Consider the following 18985-nt stretch of genomic DNA (forward strand, 5'->3'; position numbering starts at 1 on the left):
CTATCGACCGGCAAAGCGGATCAGCGATCCAGAAACACGGATCTCTTTGGATTCGTTCACAGCAGTTTGAAATCATCCAGGACGGCAGGCGAAGGGTTTTTTGCACTCGGACTTCCCTGTCCGTGAACAAGTTTTTTCGATGGTCTTCTCGCGCCTCTCGGCAAATTTAGCCTGTGGGCTGTGCACCGAGAAAATCGATGCAACTCGCACGGCCGCCCAAGGGGCTTCCAAATTTCTACCTTTGGCGCCACCAACCGAAGATCAATGCTGTGCCTCCGGGTCGCAATCAGAGGTTCAGGAACGGCTTCCCGCAGATCAATTGGGTTGCCGGCACTCTCTGCACGCGTGGCCAGCTCCTGAGGCGATCTGGCGCACATCGCGCACCAACGTGAAGATGCGGGGGATCACGAAGCTCACCGCAACCGGATTCGAGCGATGATCCCGAACATTCTCACCTTCCGGCACTTCCGAATCCCGTAAAGGCTCACCGACCAGGTCAGGCCACAGGTATCGGCATGCTGTGTAGGCAGCGGCACCCATCCGGATACCGGACGGCCAAACGCGCGGAATGAAAAACCTGTGGTTCGCGAACGTTGTGCGATGCGCGCCTGAGCAGAGTTGGACGGCTCACAAGCGTTGCCGCGCCCACGACCCTACGTGCCTGGCTCGCCACGAGCGTATGGTGGCATCGGTGCGGTACCGTTGCCGTAGTCGTGAAGCGATTCCAGCCGATGTCTTCACCGGACACAACGCGTCCACGCCTTTCGTCATACGGGCCACGGGACTACGCGGCGACGAGTTTTACCGGCTTGGGTCACGCTAGGCATCACAGTCCAGCGATTGGTTGCTGCATCGAACGCTGCGCGTGGGAGCGAAGCAATTGCACCCGCCGCGATCGCCATGAAACCGAATCGTGGTCGTTTATGGGAGGAACCGTCGCTCGAACCGAGTCGACTGGCAACGTGACACACAGTTCGACTGCTGCTGCTGTGATCGTGATTGGCTGATGACGGTCAGGTCACATCACGCGTGAGCCTGCCGGTAACGCCACCCGTGAAACGGTCATGGGTAACTCACATCGCGCCGCACCGCGCGGACATGACGCATCGTCGTCACTGAAGCGCGGGTGCACAGACCTTTTCCTGTCGTCGCCACAGAGCGATCCGCCCGCTCGCCGACATGCGACACACAGTTCCGGTCCTGCCGATGACAGTCGGGCAGCATCCACGTTTTCTCCCATACGTGTATCCCCAATTCCGCCGCCACGTTGACGCCACATTTTTCGCGGCGCGGTTATGATGCACAGGTCCCGAACGCGGCATGACAACCGATCGGGACAGGGGCGGTATCTCGATGGTCTTTCAACCCGTGATAAACCAGAAAAGAGAGTTCAGCGATGCGAATCCAGATCAGAAAACTCACGTTGGCTGCTACCGCAGCCGCGTTCCTGTTCGGCTCGGCAGTTCCCGCGTTTGCGCAGACCGACGCCAGCGCGCCCGCTGCACAGGACGCCAAGGCAGCGAAAAGCCAGGCACGCAAGGCGGCCAGGGCCCAACGCAAGGCAGAGCACAAGGCTGCGCGTGCGAAGAACAACGCCGAACTGAAGAAACTCGAAGACGCCGGTTACAAGCCGGCGGCCAATGATCCGAACTATCCGCAGAACCTGCAGAACGCGGAGAAGAAAGCCGCCGGCGCCAGTCAGTAAGCGCCGTCCGGCGGCAAGCCGCGGTTCGATCCGTGGCTTGCCGCGTGCGTCGCGGTCCCGCGGCGCACATCGAACGCAGCATTTCCGATATCGATGAAGACAAACGCAATCCGTACGCTTGCGTTATTTGATTCGGATTCCTCTATGTATTGGCGCGCGACCCGCACACCGATGCGGTCAGCTCCGCCCGAGCGGCGCAGCCGCGTTTCCCGTCACCTTCAGCCAGTCCTTGAACGCACGCACCGCGTCGTCGTTCGCGCGTGCGGCGGCCACGTACGTGAAGTAGCGCCACGGCGGCAGCGCCGGTTCGCTGAACGGCTGCACTAGCCGACCTTCGGCGATGTCATCCGCGACGAGTGCGATCGGCCCCATCGCGACGCCGAGCCCGTCGAGCGCGCCTTGCAACGTCAGGTAGAAATGTTCGAGCGTGAGCGAGTGGCGCGGCACGAGATTCGGCTGTCCGGCTGCCGCAAGCCATTCGGGCCACATGCCGGGATAGGTGGCCGCGTGCAGCAGCGTGAAGCCGGCGAGATCGGCGGGCGTGTGCAGCGGCCGTCCCTCCAGCAGCTTCGGCGCACACACCGGTAGCCGGACTTCGGACAGGAATTCCTCGGCAACGTAGCCGTCGATGGCCTGCGGGCCGCCGCGAACGATCAGGTCGACCTTGTCGCGCAGCTTTTCGATCGGCTCGTTCGACGTCGACAGCCGCACCTCGATGGCCGGATGGGCAACCTGGAACGACGACAGCTTCGGCACCAGCCAGCGCAACGAAAACGTCGCGGGCGCGCTGACGCGCAGCACACGCTGCTGTGCATGGCCGAAATACTGCGCGGTGGCGAGCGCGATCCGGTCGAACGATGCCCCGACCTCGGCGAGATACGCACGGCCCGGGTCGGTCAGCTCGACCCGCCGGTTATGGCGTTCGAACAGCGGCCGCCCGAGCCACGCTTCTAGTTGCTGCACGTGCCGGCTGATCGCGCCGTGCGTCACGCACAGTTCGTCGGCGGCCAGCGTAAAGCTGCCGAGGCGCGCGGCGGCTTCGAACGCACGCAGCGAATTCAACGGAGGGAGTCGTCGGGCCATTGCATCGTTTCGCGTGACATTTACTCACACGACAGTTCAGGTTTAATCGTTTGATCGGGTGCTCAAGCTCAGCCAATATGGCACACAAACGGCCAGCTTGGCCGAACGATTGTCTGAATTTCTCACATGGAGTGCGGAGCATGCCGAACGTGGTGGTCGTGGGCGCCCAATGGGGCGACGAAGGTAAGGGGCGCGTCGTGGACTGGCTGGCGGCGCAGGCCGATCTCGTTGCGCGCTACAACGGCGGCCACAACGCGGGTCATACGCTGGTCGTCGGCGGCAAGACGTACAAGCTCGCGCTGCTCCCGAGCGGCGTCGTGCGCGGCAAGCGCGGCGTGATCGGCAACGGCGTGGCGCTCGATCCGGAAGCGCTGCTTGCGGAAATCGGGCGGATGGCCCAGCTCGGGCTGTCGGTGACGCCGGACAACCTGTCGATCGCCGAGAATGCGACGCTGGTACTGCCGATCCACCGCGCGATCGACCAGGCGCAGGAGCGTCTGCGCCGCGAGCCCATCGGCACCACGCTGCGCGGGATCGGGCCGGCCTACGAGGACAAGGTCGGGCGTCGCGGGCTGCGCGTCGGCGATCTCGCGGAACCGGGCCGGCTCGCCGCGAAACTCGATGTGCTCGTCGACCACCACAACGCGTGGTTCCGCGGCCTGGGGCTCGACGAGTATTCCCGCGACACGATGCTGGCGACGCTGGTCGACCTCGCGCCGCAGATCCTGCCGTTCGTGCGCCCTGTCTGGGCCGATCTCAACGACGCGACCGACCGTGGCGAACGCATCCTGTTCGAAGGGTCTCAAGCCGTGATGCTCGACATCGACTGGGGCACGTACCCGTTCGTCACGTCGTCCGGCACCGTTGCATCGGCGGCGGCGGCCGGTACGGGGCTCGGCGCGTCGAAGCTCGGCCACGTGCTGGGCGTCACCAAGGCGTATGCGACGCGGGTCGGCGGCGGCCCGTTCCTGACCGAGCTGTCCGATGCGACCGGCGAAACGCTGCGCGCACGCGGGCAGGAGTTCGGCGTGAATACCGGCCGGCCGCGCCGCTGTGGATGGCTCGATGCCGCGCAATTGCGTCAGGCGGTCAGGATCTCGGGCATCGATTCGCTGGCGCTCACCAAGCTCGACGTGCTCGACGGTTTCGAGTCGATCGAGCTGTGCGTCGGCTACGAACTCGACGGCGGGCGGGTCGATCATCTGCCGGCAAGCCTCGATGCACAGGCGCGCGCGAAACCCGTGTACGAGCGGTTCGACGGCTGGCGCGGCACCGTGAACGGGATACGCGAACGTGCGGCGCTGCCGCGCGCCGCGCAGGATTTCATTTCGCGCATCGAAGCGGTCGCGGGCACACCGGTATCGATGATCACGACCGGTGCGGAGCGCGACGACACGATCGTGTCGAGCAATCCGTTCGATGTGGCCGCCGCGGCCTGATACGTCATATATGACGTGAATCGTCGGGTGGCACCGTGGTCGCCGGGTAGTTTTTGCCGATCCGGTGCCGTTCGCGCGCTGGTGCGTCCGGTCGCGTATGCGCCCGGCCCGTACGCCGCGAGCACGGCGGTTCGGCGACACGATTCGGCGTCCGGATCACGCTGCGTACGGCGAACTGGACACGTCTGCACTGCTGCTGTACTGTTCCGCACAATTCGCGCCAGACCGGCCTGCGCCGGGGTCGCCGGCACCATGGCCGCACGATGGCGCGACGTGATCTCAATCCCGGGGACAGGTCGATGGACACGTTACAGATGATGCGCATTTTCGTCCGGGTCGCGGAGGAGGGCAGCTTCACGAGCGCGGCCCAGCGCCTGGACATCACGACGGCCTACGCATCGCGGTCGGTCGCGCAGCTCGAAACGCATCTGCGCACGCGCCTGCTCAACCGCAGCACGCGCCGCATCGCGTTGACCGACGCCGGGCAGCGCTATCTCGACCGCTGCCAGCGCGTCCTCGGCTATATCGAAGAAGCGGAAGCCGAGGCGGCCGACGCACAGGCGAAGCCGTCCGGACGGTTGCATGTCCATGCGACGACGAGCTTCGGCCAGGCCTACGTGGTGCCCGCGGTCGTGCGCTACCGGCAGCGCTATCCTTCGGTCGCGGTCGAGCTGACGCTGTCGCAGCACGTGCCCGACATCATCGACGAAGGCTACGACGTGTCGCTGCAGTTGAGCGCGACGGAACTGCCCGATTCGGGGCTCGTGTCGCAGCGGCTCGGCGAGGTGCACAGCGTGCTGTGCGCGTCGCCCGCTTACCTGAAGGAGCGCGGTACGCCGCGCACGGCGCGCGAACTCGAAGGCCATGCGTGCCTGCAGATGCTCACGCCCGTGTTCCCGCGTGATCGCTGGCATCTCGACGGCCCCGACGGCCCCGAGACATTCGACCTGCCGTTGCCCGATTTCCAGGTGAACATCGCCGATGCGCTCGGCGTCGCACTGCGCGCCGGTCTCGGGATCGGCTCGCTGCCGATGTCGTCCGCACTCCCTGCACTCGCGAGCGGCGCGCTGGTGCGCGTGCTGCCCGACTACCGGCTGCAGAAGCTGACGGTCTACACGCTGTATCCGTCGCGCCAGTATCTCGATGCGAAGATCCGCACGTTCGTCGATTTCCTGCGCGAGTGCGTGCCCGAAATGCTGGCCGCCGACGAGGCTGCGCTGCACGCTTCCTGCAAGTCCTGAGGTCGCACCGTTGACGCGTGAATACGAGGCCGCGCGTCAATCGTACAAATAATCTGCAGTCCTGTATTTAATGTGGATCCCGGATCCATCTGCAAGCCGGTCCCGGGCAATGATGTCCGGGTAACCGGCGCGCCCTTATGAAAGCGCTTGCTTTCGATATCGAACATCGTTGGTTCGGTGCGTGACGCCAACCCCATAGAATCGGTTCGACCGGCTTCATCGCATGCATGCGCAAAGCCGCATCCTCTTCATCGAACCCGATACGACATGGCAGACCAACACTCCACAACCCGCCGCCGGCTCCTGCATGCCGGCCTGGCGATCGCGGCGGGCGCCGCGCATCCGGGCTTCGCGCTGGCGAGCACGGCCGGCGCGCGTACGTTGCGCATCGGTTATCAGAAAGGGCCGCTCAGCCTGCTCAAGGCGCGCGGCACGCTGCAGAGCAAGCTCGCGACTCTCGGCGTGACGGTCACGTGGACCGAGTTTCCGTCGGGACCGCCGCAGCTCGAAGCGCTGAACGCGGGATCGATCGACTTCGGCGATGTCGGCGAGGCGCCGCCGATCTTCGCGCTTGCGGCGGGCGCGCCGCTCGTCTATTACGCGCAGACGCCGGCCGGCCCCGCGGCCGAGGCATTGGTGGTCACGAAGGATTCGCCGGTCAAGACCTTTGCGGACCTGCGCGGCAAGCGCATCGCGCTGGTGAAGGGATCGAACACGCACTTCCTGCTGGTCCGGCTGCTGCAGGCCGCGAAGCTCAACTACGCCGACGTCTCGCCGGTCTGGCTGTCGCCATCCGATGCGCGGGCCGCGTTCGAGAACCGCTCGGTCGATGCGTGGATCATCTGGGATCCGTTTCTCGCGGTAGTCCAGCAGGCGTTCGGCGCGCGCATCGTCGCGGACGGCACCGGGCTCGTCGAAAATCGCGGCTACTACTTTGCGTCGCGCACGTATGCGCAGCGCAATGCCGACGTGCTGGATGCCGCCGTGTCGGAACTGACGGCGGTCCAGCGATGGCTCGATGCGAACCGTGCGCAGGGCGCGGCCGAGTTCTCGAAGCTGTGGGGGATTCCCGAGCCGGCGGTGGCGCTCGCGTTTCGCCGCGCGCGCTTCGGTGTCGAGCCCGTCACGCGCGACACGCTCGCGTATCAGCAGCGCATCGCCGACGTGTTCTACCAGGCCGGCGTCCTGCCGAAACACGTCGACGTCAGCCAGGCCGCACCGCCCGCGCTCGCGTGACGGTGCCGCCGGCCAGGCAACCGCTCAACGGCGGAACGGCAGCGCCACATCGTCCGGAATCGGGCACACGTACGGCTGGCCGCCGCGCCGCTCGAGCAGTTCCGCCTTCGCCTGAGCGAGCGTGTCCGGCGCGCCGAGCAGGTCGATCGCGGTCGCGGCCATCGTCTTCGCTGCAAGCAGCATCCCCTTGTGCGCGAGCGGCGTCTTGCCTTGCGCGACCCACTGCCACGAGTGCGGCGGCGTGCCGAACGCGTAGCAGCTCGTATGGCATTGCGCGGTCGGCGTGACCCAGCTCACGTCGCCGACGTCGGTCGAGCCGCAGATCGGGCGGCCCTTGCCCGGCTCGTACGGATCGATCCCGTCGAACAGCGCTTTCGGATTGCGCCACGCCTGGTTCAGCGAACGTGACGACGTTTCGATATCCTGAGCAGTAAGTGTCTGGCGCTGGTACGTATCGGCGAGCGCCGCATCGTCCGCGTCGAAGCCGGCAGTGCCGATCGACTGCAGATGCCGGTACATGACCTGGTTCAGCACGGCGTTTTCCAGCAGGTTCGAGCAGGCCTTGTCGAACACGATCTCGAGCCGGCAATCGGTCATCATCGCCGCGCCGCGCGCGACGTTCTTCACGCGCTCGAACAGCTCGGCCGCCTGATCGTTGCGCGCCGCGCGCACGAGGTACAGCACTTCCGCATTGGCCTGCACGACGTTCGGCGACAGGCCGCCCGTGTTCGTCACCGCATAGTGCACGCGCGCTTCGGGCAGCATGTGTTCGCGCAGGTAGTTGACGCCCACGTTCATCAGCTCGACGGCATCCAGTGCGCTGCGGCCGAGATGCGGTGACGCGGCGGCGTGCGACGCCTTGCCCGTGAAGCGAAAGTACGCCTGGATGTTCGCGAGCGAACCGGCCGGAAAGATGCCCGTGTACACGTGCGGGTGCCACGACAGTGCGGCGGCGAGATCGTCGAACACGCCGGCGCGCGCCATGAAGGTCTTGCCGGAGCCGCCTTCCTCGGCCGGGCAGCCGTAGAAGCGCACGGTGCCGGGCTGGCCCGTGCGTTCGAGATGCGCCTTCACCGCTGCCGCGGCGAGATGCGCGGCCGTGCCGAGCAGGTGGTGGCCGCAGCCGTGACCGTTGCCGTTCGAGATCTCGCCCGACGGCTGGCAGGTGAGCGCACCGGCTTCCTGGCTGAGCCCGGACAGTGCGTCGTATTCGCCGAGGATGCCGATCACGGGGCCGCCGTGGCCGGCCTCGGCGACGAACGCGGTCGGAATGTCGGCCACGCCGCGCGTCACGCGAAAGCCGGCTTCTTCCAGCATCCGGATGTGCAGGTCGGTCGACGCGAATTCCTCGTAGCGCAACTCGGCGAGGTTCCAGATCCGGTCGGACAGCTCGGTGAACTGCGCACGCTGGCTGTCGATGAAATCGAGGGCGAGTGAAGTCATGAATTGCTCCTTTGAAGTGGCTGGCGCGGTCAGAATTTCTGCCGGAGGCCAAGGGCGAAGACGGTGCTGCTCATGCCGGGGGCGGACATCGGCGCGGAGCCGAACGACAGCGCCGACTGTCCGGTGTTCCTGAAGCCGCCGAGCCGCACGTACACACCGGTGAGCTTCGAGAACTGGTAGTCGTAGCCGAGCAGCGCGCCGAGCGCGTGGCTCGCCTGGCCGGCGATCGTGCGGTACGCGAGGTCGGCGCGGATCGCGTGCGGGCCGTGCTGCCAGATCGCGCCCAACGAATAGACCTGCGCGACGAGCGTGCCGGGCGCGGTGGGGCGCATCAGCGTGTACGCAAGCGACGCGAGCGTCGGGCCGAACGCATACGACGCGCTGGCCATCACCGAGTCGGTGCGCGGGCCGTCGGGGGCGCCGCCCGGTGTCGACGACGTGGCGGCCCACATCGCGTTGTACGCGCCGCTCAGCATCACCGGGCCGCGCGCGAAATTGGCGACCGCGCCCGCGTTGCTGGCGATCGGGCTCGCGCCCGCTGCGTTGCGGAACGCATAGAGCACGGTGACGTCGAGCCCGCCGTAGGTCGGCGTCTTGTAGCTGATCGCGTTCTCGATGCGCCCGGGCAGCGACGCGGCACCGCGTCCGAGGTCGCTGCCGATCAGCGCGGTGCTCGCGAACGGCGACAACTGGCCGACGAGATAGAACGGATCGGCCGCTTCGGGCACGATCGCCGGATACTGCTTGCCGAGCTTGATCGTCCCCCAGTCTTCCGAACCGATTGCCACGTTGGCTTCGCGGTTGTAGAACGACGCCGCGCTTTGCTGGCGGCCGGACATCAGGTCGAAGCCGCTTTCGAGGCGGAAGCTCGCGCGCAGGCCGCCGCCGAGATCCTCGCTGCCGATGAAGCCGAAGCGCGACGTCGATGCACCGCCGCTCATCAGGCCGACGCTCGTCTGGCTGCCGATGCGCGCGTATTGCAGGAAGCTGTCGAGTGCGCCGTAGATCTGTACGTTGGCGCGGGCCGGTGCGGCCCACATGCAGGTTGCCGCGCAGCACGCGGCCATCAGGGTTGAATTGCGCACGTTTGTCTCGTGGTGTCGCGATCGTCGGCGCGCGAATCGCAGGCGTGCAAGGGCTCGCCCGCGCACGCGTCGACGTCGCGGATCCTGTTGTCTGACGGAGAGTGGCGCGGCCGGTGTCCGGCGTCGCCGTGAATGAAGCGGCGCGCCGTTCAGCGGCCGTCGTGAGGCGAGTCGGCCGGGCGTTCGCGGAAGCGCCACAGCGCGATCATGCTGACGGTGCCGCACGCGAGCACGTACCACGCGGGCGACATCGGGTCGCCAGTGCGATGCAGCAGCCACGTGACGTTGAACTGCGCGAAGCCGCCGAAGATCGTCACGCCGAAGCTGTAGATCGTCGCGAGCGCGGTGGCGCGCACGCGCGGCGGGAACGCTTCCATGATCAGCAGCAGGAATGCGGAACTGCCCGCGGTCGCGAAGGCCATCACGACGGTGACGATCGCGACCATCAACCCGACCGACGGCGCGGCGATCAGCAGCCGGAACGCGGGATACACGCACGCGAGCGACAGCAGCCACGTGACGGCAATCATCGGCTTGCGGCGCGGCAGGCGATCGATGATCCACAGCCCCGATACGAGCGCGGCGACGATCATCGCAAGCCCCGACGCGCAGCCGGCGAGCAGCGACGTCGCCATCGGCAGGTGAAGCGTGCGTACCGCATAGGCGGGCATGTAGAACACGAAAATGTAGAGCGTCGACGTGCCGCCGATGATCATCAGCGTGCCGAGCACGACGCGGCCGAGGTAGCGCGTGAACACTTCGCGTACTGCGCTGCCGCCGGCGTCGTGCGTCGACACATGTGTTTCGTCGAGATGCCGGCGGATGTAGAGGCCGACCGGGCCGAGCAGCAGGCCGAGCAGGAACGGCACGCGCCAGCCCCAGCTTTCGAGCGCGTCGGCTGACAGCACGGCCGACAGCAGCGCACCGCTGAGCGCGCCGAGCAGCGCCGCGACGCCCTGGCTGATCATTTGCCAGCTCACCATGAAGCCGCGGCCGGATAGCGGGCCCGACTCCATCAGGAAGGTGGTCGACGCCCCGATTTCGCCGCCGGCCGACAGGCCTTGCAGCAGCCGGCCGATCACGACCAGCACCGGCGCGACGACGCCGATGCGTGCATAGGACGGCGTCAGCGCGATCAGCGCGGTCCCCGCGATCATCAGCTGGATCGTCAGCGTCAGCGCCGCGCGCCGGCCCGCGCGATCGGCGTAGTTGCCGATCAGCACGCCACCGAGCGGGCGCATCACGAAGCCGACGCCGAACGTCGCCATCGCGAGCAGCAGCGGGCCGGCGCCCGAGTCGACCGGAAAGAACGTCTTGCCGATCAGCGCGGCGAAGTAGCTGAACACGGTGAAGTCGAACATCTCGAGCGCGTTGCCGGCCGAGGTGGCGATGATCGTCCGGGTCTGCGCCGAGCGGCGCCGCGGGGCAGGCGGCGCGTCGATGAGCGGCGTGGCGGCGTCTTGCATCGGGGGTGTCTCCATGGGTATCGGTATCGTGAGCGCCGCATGGATCGTCAGGCATCCTGCGAGAGCTGGCCGCATGTTAAGACCGGGCAAAACATCGCGATACGCGCAAATTTTTATCCTGATAACATTTGTTTATCCCCTGATGCCTTTCGTCTGCCTCGTCCATTCGTCGCATGAAACTTCACCAGCTCCGCGCGCTCGTGGCCGTTGCCCGCTCGGGCAGCATTCATGAAGCCGCGCGTACCCTGCATCTGACGCAACCTGCCGTCACGCGGTCGCTGCGCGATCTCGAGGACGAGCTCGGGCTGATGCTGGTCGCGCGCAGTTCGTCGGGCGTGACGCTGACCGATGCGGGGCGCGCGATGCTGCGGCGGGCCGAACTGGTCGTCAACGAGGTTGCGCGCACCGAGGAGGAAATGGCGCAATTGCGCGAGAACCGGCAGGGCCGGCTCGCGATCGGGATGACGCCGCTGGCGGGCATCACGGTGCTGCCTGCCGCGTACAACCGCTTTCGCCGCGCGATGCCGGATGTCCAGCTCGAATTCGTCGAGGGCAGCCCGTCGCAGCTGGTCGAGCAGTTGAAGAACGGCGCGCTCGACTTCGCGCTGGGTGCGGGCGCGGATGCGCAGGACTTCACGTCCGTGCGCTGCGAGCATCTCGACTCGTTTCCGATGTGGTTCGCGGTGAGCCGCAAGGGCAAGCTTGCCGGCGCGACTTCGCTGGCCGACCTGCAGGATGCGGAGTGGCTGCATACTGGGCCATCCGCCGAATTCCGCGCGTTTCTCGCGGAGCTGTTCGCGCAGGCCGGCCTGCCGGCGCCGCGCCGCGTGACGCGCTGCGCGTCGCAGACGCTGTTCTACGCGCTGGCCGTCAATAGCGACGTGGTGACGGCGTGGACGCAGCTTGCACTGCGCGGGGAGGATGCATCCGATACGCTGAAGACGCTCGATCTCGTCGGGCAGCCGCCCGCGCGCAACCTCTATCTGCTGTTCCGCGACAGCGCGGTGCTCACGTCGTCGGCCGAATACTTCGTGCGTTGTATCGATGAAGCCGTGCAGGCCGAGCGTGCGAATGCCGGCGGGACGAAGCGCGGCACGCGCTCGCGTGCGCCGCGCGCGTGAGGTCCCGGCCTACGGCGCGACGCGGGACAACGGCACCGCTTCGTCGCGCAGCTTCAGCACATCGCGGCCGGGCGCATCGCCGAAAAGGCGTGCGTATTCGCGGCTGAACTGCGACGCGCTCACATAGCCGACACTGCGGCACGCCTGCCGCGCGTCCATCGCCGACAGGTACATCAGGCGGCGCGCCTCCTGCAGCCGCAACACCTTCTGGCATTGCAACGGGCTCATCGACGTGACCGCACGGAAGTGGTGATGGAAGGTCGACGGGCTCATGTCCACCTGCCGCGCGAGCGATTCGACCGTCATCGGATCGAGGTAGTGGTCGCGAATCCAGGCGACCGCGCGCGAGATGCGCTGCGTCGTCGAATCGGCGAGGCCGACCTGAGCGACACGCGCACCCGACGGGCCGCGCAGCAGCCGGATGAGGATTTCGTCGACGATCAGCGGCGCAAGCAGGTCGATGTCGTCGGGTTGCGCGACCAGTTGCATCAGCCGCACGACGGCGTCGACGATTTCAGGCGGTGCTTCGTGCGTATCGAGTGCGCTGCAGTCGACGGCCTTCGGCAGTCCGAGCGGAAACACGCGCGGTGTGAGTGCGGCGATGCGGGCCGGGTCGAGTTCCAGTTGTGCATAAAGGAACGGTTCGGCCGGGCTCGCGCGCGTCACGCGGCCGGTGACGGGCACATCGGCCGTCGCAACCAGCATCCGCGATTCGTCGATCACGTAGGTGTCGTCGCCGACCTGTGTCGATTTCGCACCCTGCCCGACGATGCTCAGGCACGCGTGGTGCACGCCATGGTTCCAGTGCGGTGGCGACGCGGAGGCGCGCGCGATGCGCAGGCCACACAAAGGGAGCTCGAACGTTCCGTCGTGCGGCGCGTAGGCCGCGATCAGCGCAGCGAGCCGGGCCGTGGGCGACCGGGCCGGCGACCGAGGATCGTGGTCGGGCGTGATGCGCTGTTGCGGCGGCGTTCGGGCGTCGATTTCCATAATGCGTGAGCGGATGGCGGAGTGGGCGGTGCAAGGTGCGCGGCTGCGATTCCCTGTTGGTGTCCCGGCAGGTGGGCCGGCACGGCGGTCACATCGTACGGCGAGTCGCGCGCACGTGATTGCCTAAACCTGTGGGAAATTAGCCCGATCATCCGGATCTGCACGACCGGTGACCGCATCGCCCGTCGTTGCGCGGTGTGCAGCGCACAAATTCGGAAATTAAGGCAAAACAATCGCAGGATCGGGCAAGCCATTTCGCGGCGGTTTTCATACCATTGCACCTGCTGAAAGAAACGTGATCCAGAGCGTTCGGGTGATGCGGCGATGACCGCCGCATGGCCGGCGGATGTTGCCGGCGTTGCCGCTGCGAACCACTGGAAAAGACTCAGGACTGCTATTCGAATGTTCATGCATCGGGCCAGCCGAGGCCGGCTTGCGTCCGTTGCATGCCGGCGCGCGTCTGGCGCGAGCGTGCCGACCGACCCGGCGTAGCCGGCGTCGGTGCCGCCGCATTGGTCGGGCCGTTGCATGTCGGTCGCGAAGCGGCGACGGAGCGGCGCGTCAAGGCAGTCGACCGCGCAGGGGATTCCGGACAAATGGACCAACTTCAATCGATTCGGGCATTCGTGACGGTGGCAAGGGAGGGCGGGTTTCGCCGGGCGGCGACGCGGCTGCGTGTGTCGACGGCGATGGCGAGCCGGCTGGTCGATGCGCTCGAGACGCGCCTTGGCGCACGCCTGCTTCAACGCAGCACCTGCCACCAGTCGCTGACGGAAATCGGCGAGCTGTATCTCGCGCGCGTCGAGCGGATTCTCGGTGCGATCGACGAGATCGACGGCCGTTTCGTCGCGATGGGCAGCAAGCCGGAAGGCGCGTTGCGTCTTGCCGCGCCGGTCGCGTTCGGACTCAGCCAGTTGAGCGTGTTGCTCGATCGTTTTGTGAACCGGTTCCCGGACGTGCGGCCGACCGTGACGCTGACCGATGCCCATGTCGACCTGACATCCGAAGACATCGATGTCGCGTTCCTGACCGACGGCATGCCGGTGACGGGTGCGCACGCGTTGCACACGCTGGCCGCCTATGAATCCGTGCGCGTCGCGGCGCCGGCTTATGTCGACGCGCACGGCGGCGCGGCCGCGTCGGGCGACTGGCCCGACATCACGGCCGTGCGGCTCGATCTGCCGGCGTCCGGCGATGACGATGCGGCTGCGTTCCGGCCCGACGCGGCGCCCGTCGGTAGTCCAGGCGTCGGCCACCTCGAGATGGCGCGGCGGCTGGCGGTGGCCGGCATGGGCGCCGCGGTGCTGCCCGCGTATCTCGTCGACGCCGATCTGGCGGCCGGCACGCTGGTGCGCATTGCACCGGTCCGCCCGCTCGCGCCCGTCACGCTGAAGCTCGCGCATGCGCAAACCGCGCATCTGCCGGCCGCTGCACGGGCATTCATCGAATTCGCGGGCGCCGCGTTCCGGCCCGCAAGCTAGCGGCCCGGTCGGTCGCCGCGGCAATGCCCGCCCGCCAGGGCCGCGGGCTCATGGTTCTTTTTCCGCGGAAGCAGTTCGACGAACGAACGCTCCGCAGGGCGCAACGCACGCCCGACATACGCGACCGCATCCGCGGCACACGGGAAGCGACAGCATTCCGGCCGCGCGTGCAGGTCACGAGGAGATCTGGTGATTCCCATTGAAGGTCGTCTATTTGTGAGAGGTCGCTCCATGCGCGTCGAACGGGTTCCATACCGCTTAATCACTGCTGCAACGGCTGCCGTTTTCCTGGCCGCGTGCGGGAAAAAAGAATCGGCACCGCCGCCGCAAACGCCGGAAGTCGGCGTCGTCACCGTCCAGCCGCAGGCCGTGCCGGCGGTCACCGAACTGCCGGGCCGTACCAGCGCATTCCTCGTCGCGCAGGTGCGTGCACGGGTCGACGGCATCGTGTTGCGCCGTGAATTCACCGAGGGCACCGACGTGAAGGCCGGCCAGCGCCTCTACAAGATCGACCCGGCGCCGTACGTCGCCGCGTTGAACAGTGCGAAGGCGACGCTCGCGAGGGCGCAGGCGAACCTCGTCACGCAGAACGCGCTGGTCGCGCGCTACAAGGTGCTGGTGGCTGCAAACGCGGTCAGCAAGCAGGACTACGACAACGCGGTAGCCACGCAGGGCCAGGCCGCGGCGGACGTCGCGGCCGGCAAGGCGGCGGTCGACACCGCGCAGATCAACCTCGGCTACACCGATGTCGTCTCGCCGGTTTCGGGCCGCGTCGGCATCTCGCAAGTGACGCCGGGCGCCTACGTGCAGGCGAGCCAGGCGACGCTGATGTCGACGGTGCAGCAGCTCGATCCGGTGTACGTGGACCTCACGCAGTCGAGCCTCGACGGGCTGAAGCTGCGCCAGGACGTGCAGAGCGGCAAGCTGAAAACGAGCGGCCCGGGCGCGGCGAAAGTGTCGCTGATCCTGGAAGACGGCAAGACCTATTCGGAGCCGGGCAAGCTGCAGTTCTCGGACGTGACGGTCGACCAGACCACCGGCTCGGTGACGATTCGCGCGATCTTCCCGAACCCGGGCCGCGTGCTGCTGCCGGGCATGTTCGTGCGCGCGCGGATCGAGGAAGGCGTGAACGAGAACGCGTTCCTGGTGCCGCAGATCGGCGTTTCGCACGACCAGAAGGGGCAGGCGATCGCACTGGTCGTGAACGCGGCCAACAAGGTCGAGACCCGTCCGTTGACGACGGCCGGCACGTACGGCCAGGACTGGATCGTCGAAGGCGGTCTGGAAGCAGGCGATCACGTGATCGTGCAGGGCGTCGACAAGGTGCGCCCGGGTGCGACCGTGAAGACCGTCGCGGCGCAGCTTGCAGCGGCGCCGGACGCTGCGTCCGGCACACCGGCAAGCGCCGCGAATGCGTCCGGCGCCGCGCCGGCGAGCACCGCCGCCAATGTTGCCGCGCGTTCGACCGCCGCGTCGGCCGCGCAATAACAAGGAGTCCGTTTCATGGCCAAGTTCTTTATCGATCGCCCGATCTTTGCGTGGGTGATCGCGATCGTGCTGATGCTGGCCGGCGTCGCATCGATCTTCAAGATGCCGATCGCGCAGTATCCGACGATCGCACCGCCGACGATCCAGATCCAGGCGAACTATCCGGGCGCTTCCGCGAAGACGGTGGAAGACACGGTGACGCAGGTGATCGAGCAGCAGATGAGCGGTCTCGACAACTTCCTGTACATGTCGTCGACCAGCGATGACTCGGGCAACGCGACGATCACGCTGACCTTCGCGCCGGGCACCAATCCGGACGTCGCGCAGGTGCAGGTGCAGAACAAGCTGTCGCTCGCGACGCCGAACCTGCCGCAGGTCGTGCAGCAGCTCGGCATGCAGGTCACGAAGTCGAGCAGCAACTGGCTGATGTGGTTCGCGTTCAACTCCGAGGACGGCGGCATGTCGAAGGAGGACCTGACGAACTACGTGGCGTCGCACGTGCTCGATCCGCTCAGCCGCGTGAACGGCGTCGGCCAGACGCTGCTGCTCGGTTCGCAGTTCTCGATGCGGATCTGGCTCGACCCGATCAAGCTGACCAACTACAGCCTCACGCCGACCGACGTGTCGGCGGCGATCACGCAGCAGAACGTGCAGATCGCAGGCGGCCAGATCGGCGGCACGCCGGCGAAGCCGGGCACCATGCTGCAGGCGACGATCACCGAATCGACGCTGCTGCGCACGCCCGAGCAGTTCGGCAACATCCTGCTGAAGGTCAACCAGGACGGCTCGCAGGTCCGCCTGAAGGACGTCGGCCGCGCGGCGCTGGGTTCGGAAAACTACACGTTCGACACGAAGTACATGGGGCAGCCGACGGCCGGCCTCGGCATCCAGCTCGCGACCGGCGCGAACGCGCTCGCAACCGCGACCGCGCTGCGGGCCAAGATCGACGAACTGTCGAAGTACTTCCCGCACGGTCTCGTCGTCCACTATCCGTACGACACGACGCCGTTCGTGCGCCTGTCGATCGAGGAAGTGGTCAAGACGCTGCTCGAAGGTATCGTGCTCGTGTTCCTCGTGATGTACCTGTTCCTGCAGAACCTGCGGGCGACGATCATCCCGACGATCGCGGTGCCGGTCGTGCTGCTCGGCACGTTCGCGATCATGGGCCTCGCCGGTTTCTCGATCAACACGCTGTCGATGTTCGGCCTCGTGCTCGCGATCGGCCTGCTGGTGGACGATGCGATCGTGGTGGTCGAGAACGTCGAGCGCGTGATGGCGGAAGAAGGGCTGTCACCGAAGGAAGCGACCCGCAAGGCGATGGGCCAGATCACCGGCGCACTCGTGGGCGTGGCGCTCGTGCTGTCGGCGGTGTTCGTGCCGGTGGCGTTCTCGGGTGGCTCGGTCGGCGCGATCTATCGTCAGTTCTCGCTGACGATCGTGTCGGCGATGGTGCTGTCGGTGCTCGTCGCGTTGATTCTGACGCCGGCCCTGTGCGCGACGATCCTCAAGCCGATCCCGCAAGGGCATCACGAGGAGAAGAAGGGCTTCTTCGGCTGGTTCAACCGGACTTTCGACCGCAGCCGCGATCGCTATACGGGCGGCGTGAACCATGTGATCCGGCGCTCGGGCCGCTGGCTCGTGATCTACCTGGCCGTGTTCATCGCGGTCGGTGTGATGTTCGTGCGCCTGCCGAAGTCGTTCCTGCCGGATGAAGACCAGGGCTACATGTTCATGATCGTGCAGACGCCGTCCGGCTCCACGCAGGAAACGACCGGCAAGACGCTCGACAACATCAACACGTACCTGACCACCACGGAGAAGGATGTGGTCGACTCGGTGTTCACGGTCAACGGCTTCAGCTTCGCCGGCCGCGGCCAGAACGCCGGCCTCGTGTTCGTGAAGCTGAAACCGTACGAGCATCGCCAGCGTTCGGACCAGAAGGTGCAGGCGCTGATCGGCCGGACCTTCGCGCACTACTCGCAGTACAAGGAAGCGATGGTGATCCCGTTCAACCCGCCGTCGATTCCCGAACTCGGGACGGCCGCCGGCTTCGACTTCGAGCTGACGGACAACGCCGGTCTCGGCCACGAAGCGCTGATGGCCGCGCGCGGGCAGTTGCTCGGGATGGCCGCGAAGGATCCGTCGCTGGCGCTCGTGCGCCCGAACGGCCTGAACGATACGTCGCAGTACAAGGTCGACATCGACCGCGAGAAGGCGAACGCGCTCGGCGTGACGGCCGCCGCGATCGACCAGACGTTCTCGATCGCATGGGCGTCGCAGTACGTGAACAACTTCCTGGATACGGATGGCCGGATCAAGAAGGTGTACGTGCAGTCGGACGCGCCGTTCCGGATGACGCCGGAAGACATGAACATCTGGTACGTGCGCAACAGCGCGGGCGGCATGGTGCCGTTCAGCGCGTTCTCGACCGGCCACTGGAGCTACGGTTCGCCGAAGCTCGAGCGCTACAACGGCGTGTCGTCGATCGAGATCCAGGGGCAGGCCGCGGAGGGCAAGTCGACCGGCCAGGCGATGGCCGCAATGGAAGCGCTCGCAAGCAAGCTGCCGGAAGGTATCGGCTACTCGTGGACGGGCTTGTCGTTCCAGGAAATCCAGTCGGGCTCGCAGGCACCGATCCTGTATGCGATCTCGATCCTCGTCGTGTTCCTGTGTCTCGCGGCGCTGTATGAAAGCTGGTCGATCCCGTTCTCGGTGATCATGGTCGTGCCGCTCGGCGTGGTCGGCGCACTGCTCGCGACGATGCTGCGCGGCCTCGAGAACGACGTGTTCTTCCAGGTCGGCCTGTTGACCACCGTGGGTCTGTCCGCGAAGAACGCGATCCTGATCGTCGAGTTCGCACGCGAGTTGCAGACGAAAGAGAACATGGGGCCGGTGCGCGCGGCGATCGAGGCGGCGCGCCTGCGGCTGCGTCCGATCTTGATGACGTCGCTCGCATTCATGCTCGGCGTGCTGCCGCTTGCGATCAGCAACGGCGCGGGTTCGGCCAGCCAGCACGCAATCGGCACGGGCGTGATCGGCGGGATGATCACGGCGACGTTCCTCGCGATTTTCATGATCCCGATGTTCTTCGTGCGGATTCGCGCGATCTTCAGCGGCGAGACGGAAAACGTCGATGACGCATGGCGTCTCGTGCAGGGCGACCTGCAGCGCGGTCACGACGACGCACACGATTCGAAGGGGCAGTAA

General features: G+C 66.6%; 14 protein-coding genes. 8 read left to right on the forward strand and 6 right to left on the reverse strand.

Annotated elements, in window-relative coordinates; all coding sequences use genetic code 11:
• The first annotated feature begins 1396 nt into the window (after positions 1–1396).
• Positions 1397–1705: a hypothetical protein gene (locus tag BCO18175_RS15485; RefSeq protein WP_085042971.1), complete on the forward strand. Its 309-nt coding sequence runs from the start codon at positions 1397–1399 to the stop codon at positions 1703–1705.
• 177 nt (positions 1706–1882) lie between these two features.
• Here BCO18175_RS15485 and gcvA read toward each other — a convergent pair whose 3' ends face one another.
• On the reverse strand, positions 1883–2788 hold the full coding sequence (gene gcvA, locus BCO18175_RS15490; RefSeq protein ID WP_174982140.1) for a transcriptional regulator GcvA: 906 nt from the start codon (positions 2786–2788) through the stop codon (positions 1883–1885).
• A 140-nt stretch (positions 2789–2928) separates the two neighbouring features.
• Here gcvA and BCO18175_RS15495 point away from each other — a divergent pair, with 140 nt between their 5' ends.
• From BCO18175_RS15495 to BCO18175_RS15505, 3 genes are all read left to right on the forward strand, one after another.
• A complete protein-coding gene (locus BCO18175_RS15495; protein WP_174982142.1) occupies positions 2929–4227 on the forward strand; it encodes an adenylosuccinate synthase in 1299 nt (432 codons plus the stop codon).
• Between the two features lie 299 nt (positions 4228–4526).
• Positions 4527–5468, forward strand: coding sequence for a LysR family transcriptional regulator (locus tag BCO18175_RS15500; RefSeq protein WP_174973831.1), 942 nt, complete (start codon positions 4527–4529; stop codon positions 5466–5468).
• Positions 5469–5735: 267 nt separating this feature from the next.
• Positions 5736–6704 (forward strand): aliphatic sulfonate ABC transporter substrate-binding protein, encoded by a 969-nt coding sequence (locus BCO18175_RS15505; protein ID WP_174982145.1) that lies wholly within the window; start codon positions 5736–5738, stop codon positions 6702–6704.
• A 24-nt stretch (positions 6705–6728) separates the two neighbouring features.
• Here BCO18175_RS15505 and BCO18175_RS15510 read toward each other — a convergent pair whose 3' ends face one another.
• From BCO18175_RS15510 to BCO18175_RS15520, 3 genes are all read right to left on the reverse strand, one after another.
• Complete coding sequence (locus tag BCO18175_RS15510; protein WP_174982147.1) at positions 6729–8147, reverse strand: M20 family metallopeptidase; 1419 nt, start codon at positions 8145–8147, stop codon at positions 6729–6731.
• 29 nt (positions 8148–8176) lie between these two features.
• Positions 8177–9232 (reverse strand): porin, encoded by a 1056-nt coding sequence (locus tag BCO18175_RS15515; RefSeq protein WP_174982149.1) that lies wholly within the window; start codon positions 9230–9232, stop codon positions 8177–8179.
• 149 nt (positions 9233–9381) lie between these two features.
• The gene (locus BCO18175_RS15520; RefSeq protein WP_438820498.1) at positions 9382–10713 is read right to left on the reverse strand and encodes an MFS transporter; all 1332 of its coding nucleotides are present in this window, start codon (positions 10711–10713) and stop codon (positions 9382–9384) included.
• A gap of 158 nt (positions 10714–10871) precedes the next feature.
• On the opposite strand from BCO18175_RS15520, the gene BCO18175_RS15525 reads away from it, so the two are divergent.
• Positions 10872–11819, forward strand: a complete 948-nt coding sequence (locus BCO18175_RS15525) for a LysR family transcriptional regulator (protein WP_174982153.1) — start codon at positions 10872–10874, stop codon at positions 11817–11819.
• A gap of 9 nt (positions 11820–11828) precedes the next feature.
• On the opposite strand, the gene BCO18175_RS15530 is transcribed toward BCO18175_RS15525, so the two are convergent.
• Entirely contained in the window at positions 11829–12611 is a 783-nt protein-coding gene (locus BCO18175_RS15530) for an AraC family transcriptional regulator (protein WP_254608085.1), read from the reverse strand.
• Positions 12612–12709: 98 nt separating this feature from the next.
• Positions 12710–13339, reverse strand: coding sequence for a hypothetical protein (locus tag BCO18175_RS15535; protein ID WP_174981445.1), 630 nt, complete (start codon positions 13337–13339; stop codon positions 12710–12712).
• A 66-nt stretch (positions 13340–13405) separates the two neighbouring features.
• Here BCO18175_RS15535 and BCO18175_RS15540 point away from each other — a divergent pair, with 66 nt between their 5' ends.
• From BCO18175_RS15540 to BCO18175_RS15550, 3 genes are all read left to right on the forward strand, one after another.
• Positions 13406–14290, forward strand: coding sequence for a LysR family transcriptional regulator (locus BCO18175_RS15540; protein ID WP_174982155.1), 885 nt, complete (start codon positions 13406–13408; stop codon positions 14288–14290).
• Positions 14291–14521: 231 nt separating this feature from the next.
• Positions 14522–15778 (forward strand): efflux RND transporter periplasmic adaptor subunit, encoded by a 1257-nt coding sequence (locus BCO18175_RS15545; protein ID WP_174982157.1) that lies wholly within the window; start codon positions 14522–14524, stop codon positions 15776–15778.
• 15 nt (positions 15779–15793) lie between these two features.
• Positions 15794–18985: an efflux RND transporter permease subunit gene (locus BCO18175_RS15550; protein WP_174982159.1), complete on the forward strand. Its 3192-nt coding sequence runs from the start codon at positions 15794–15796 to the stop codon at positions 18983–18985.

This window comes from Burkholderia lata (assembly GCF_902499335.1).
Lineage (GTDB): Bacteria > Pseudomonadota > Gammaproteobacteria > Burkholderiales > Burkholderiaceae > Burkholderia > Burkholderia lata_B.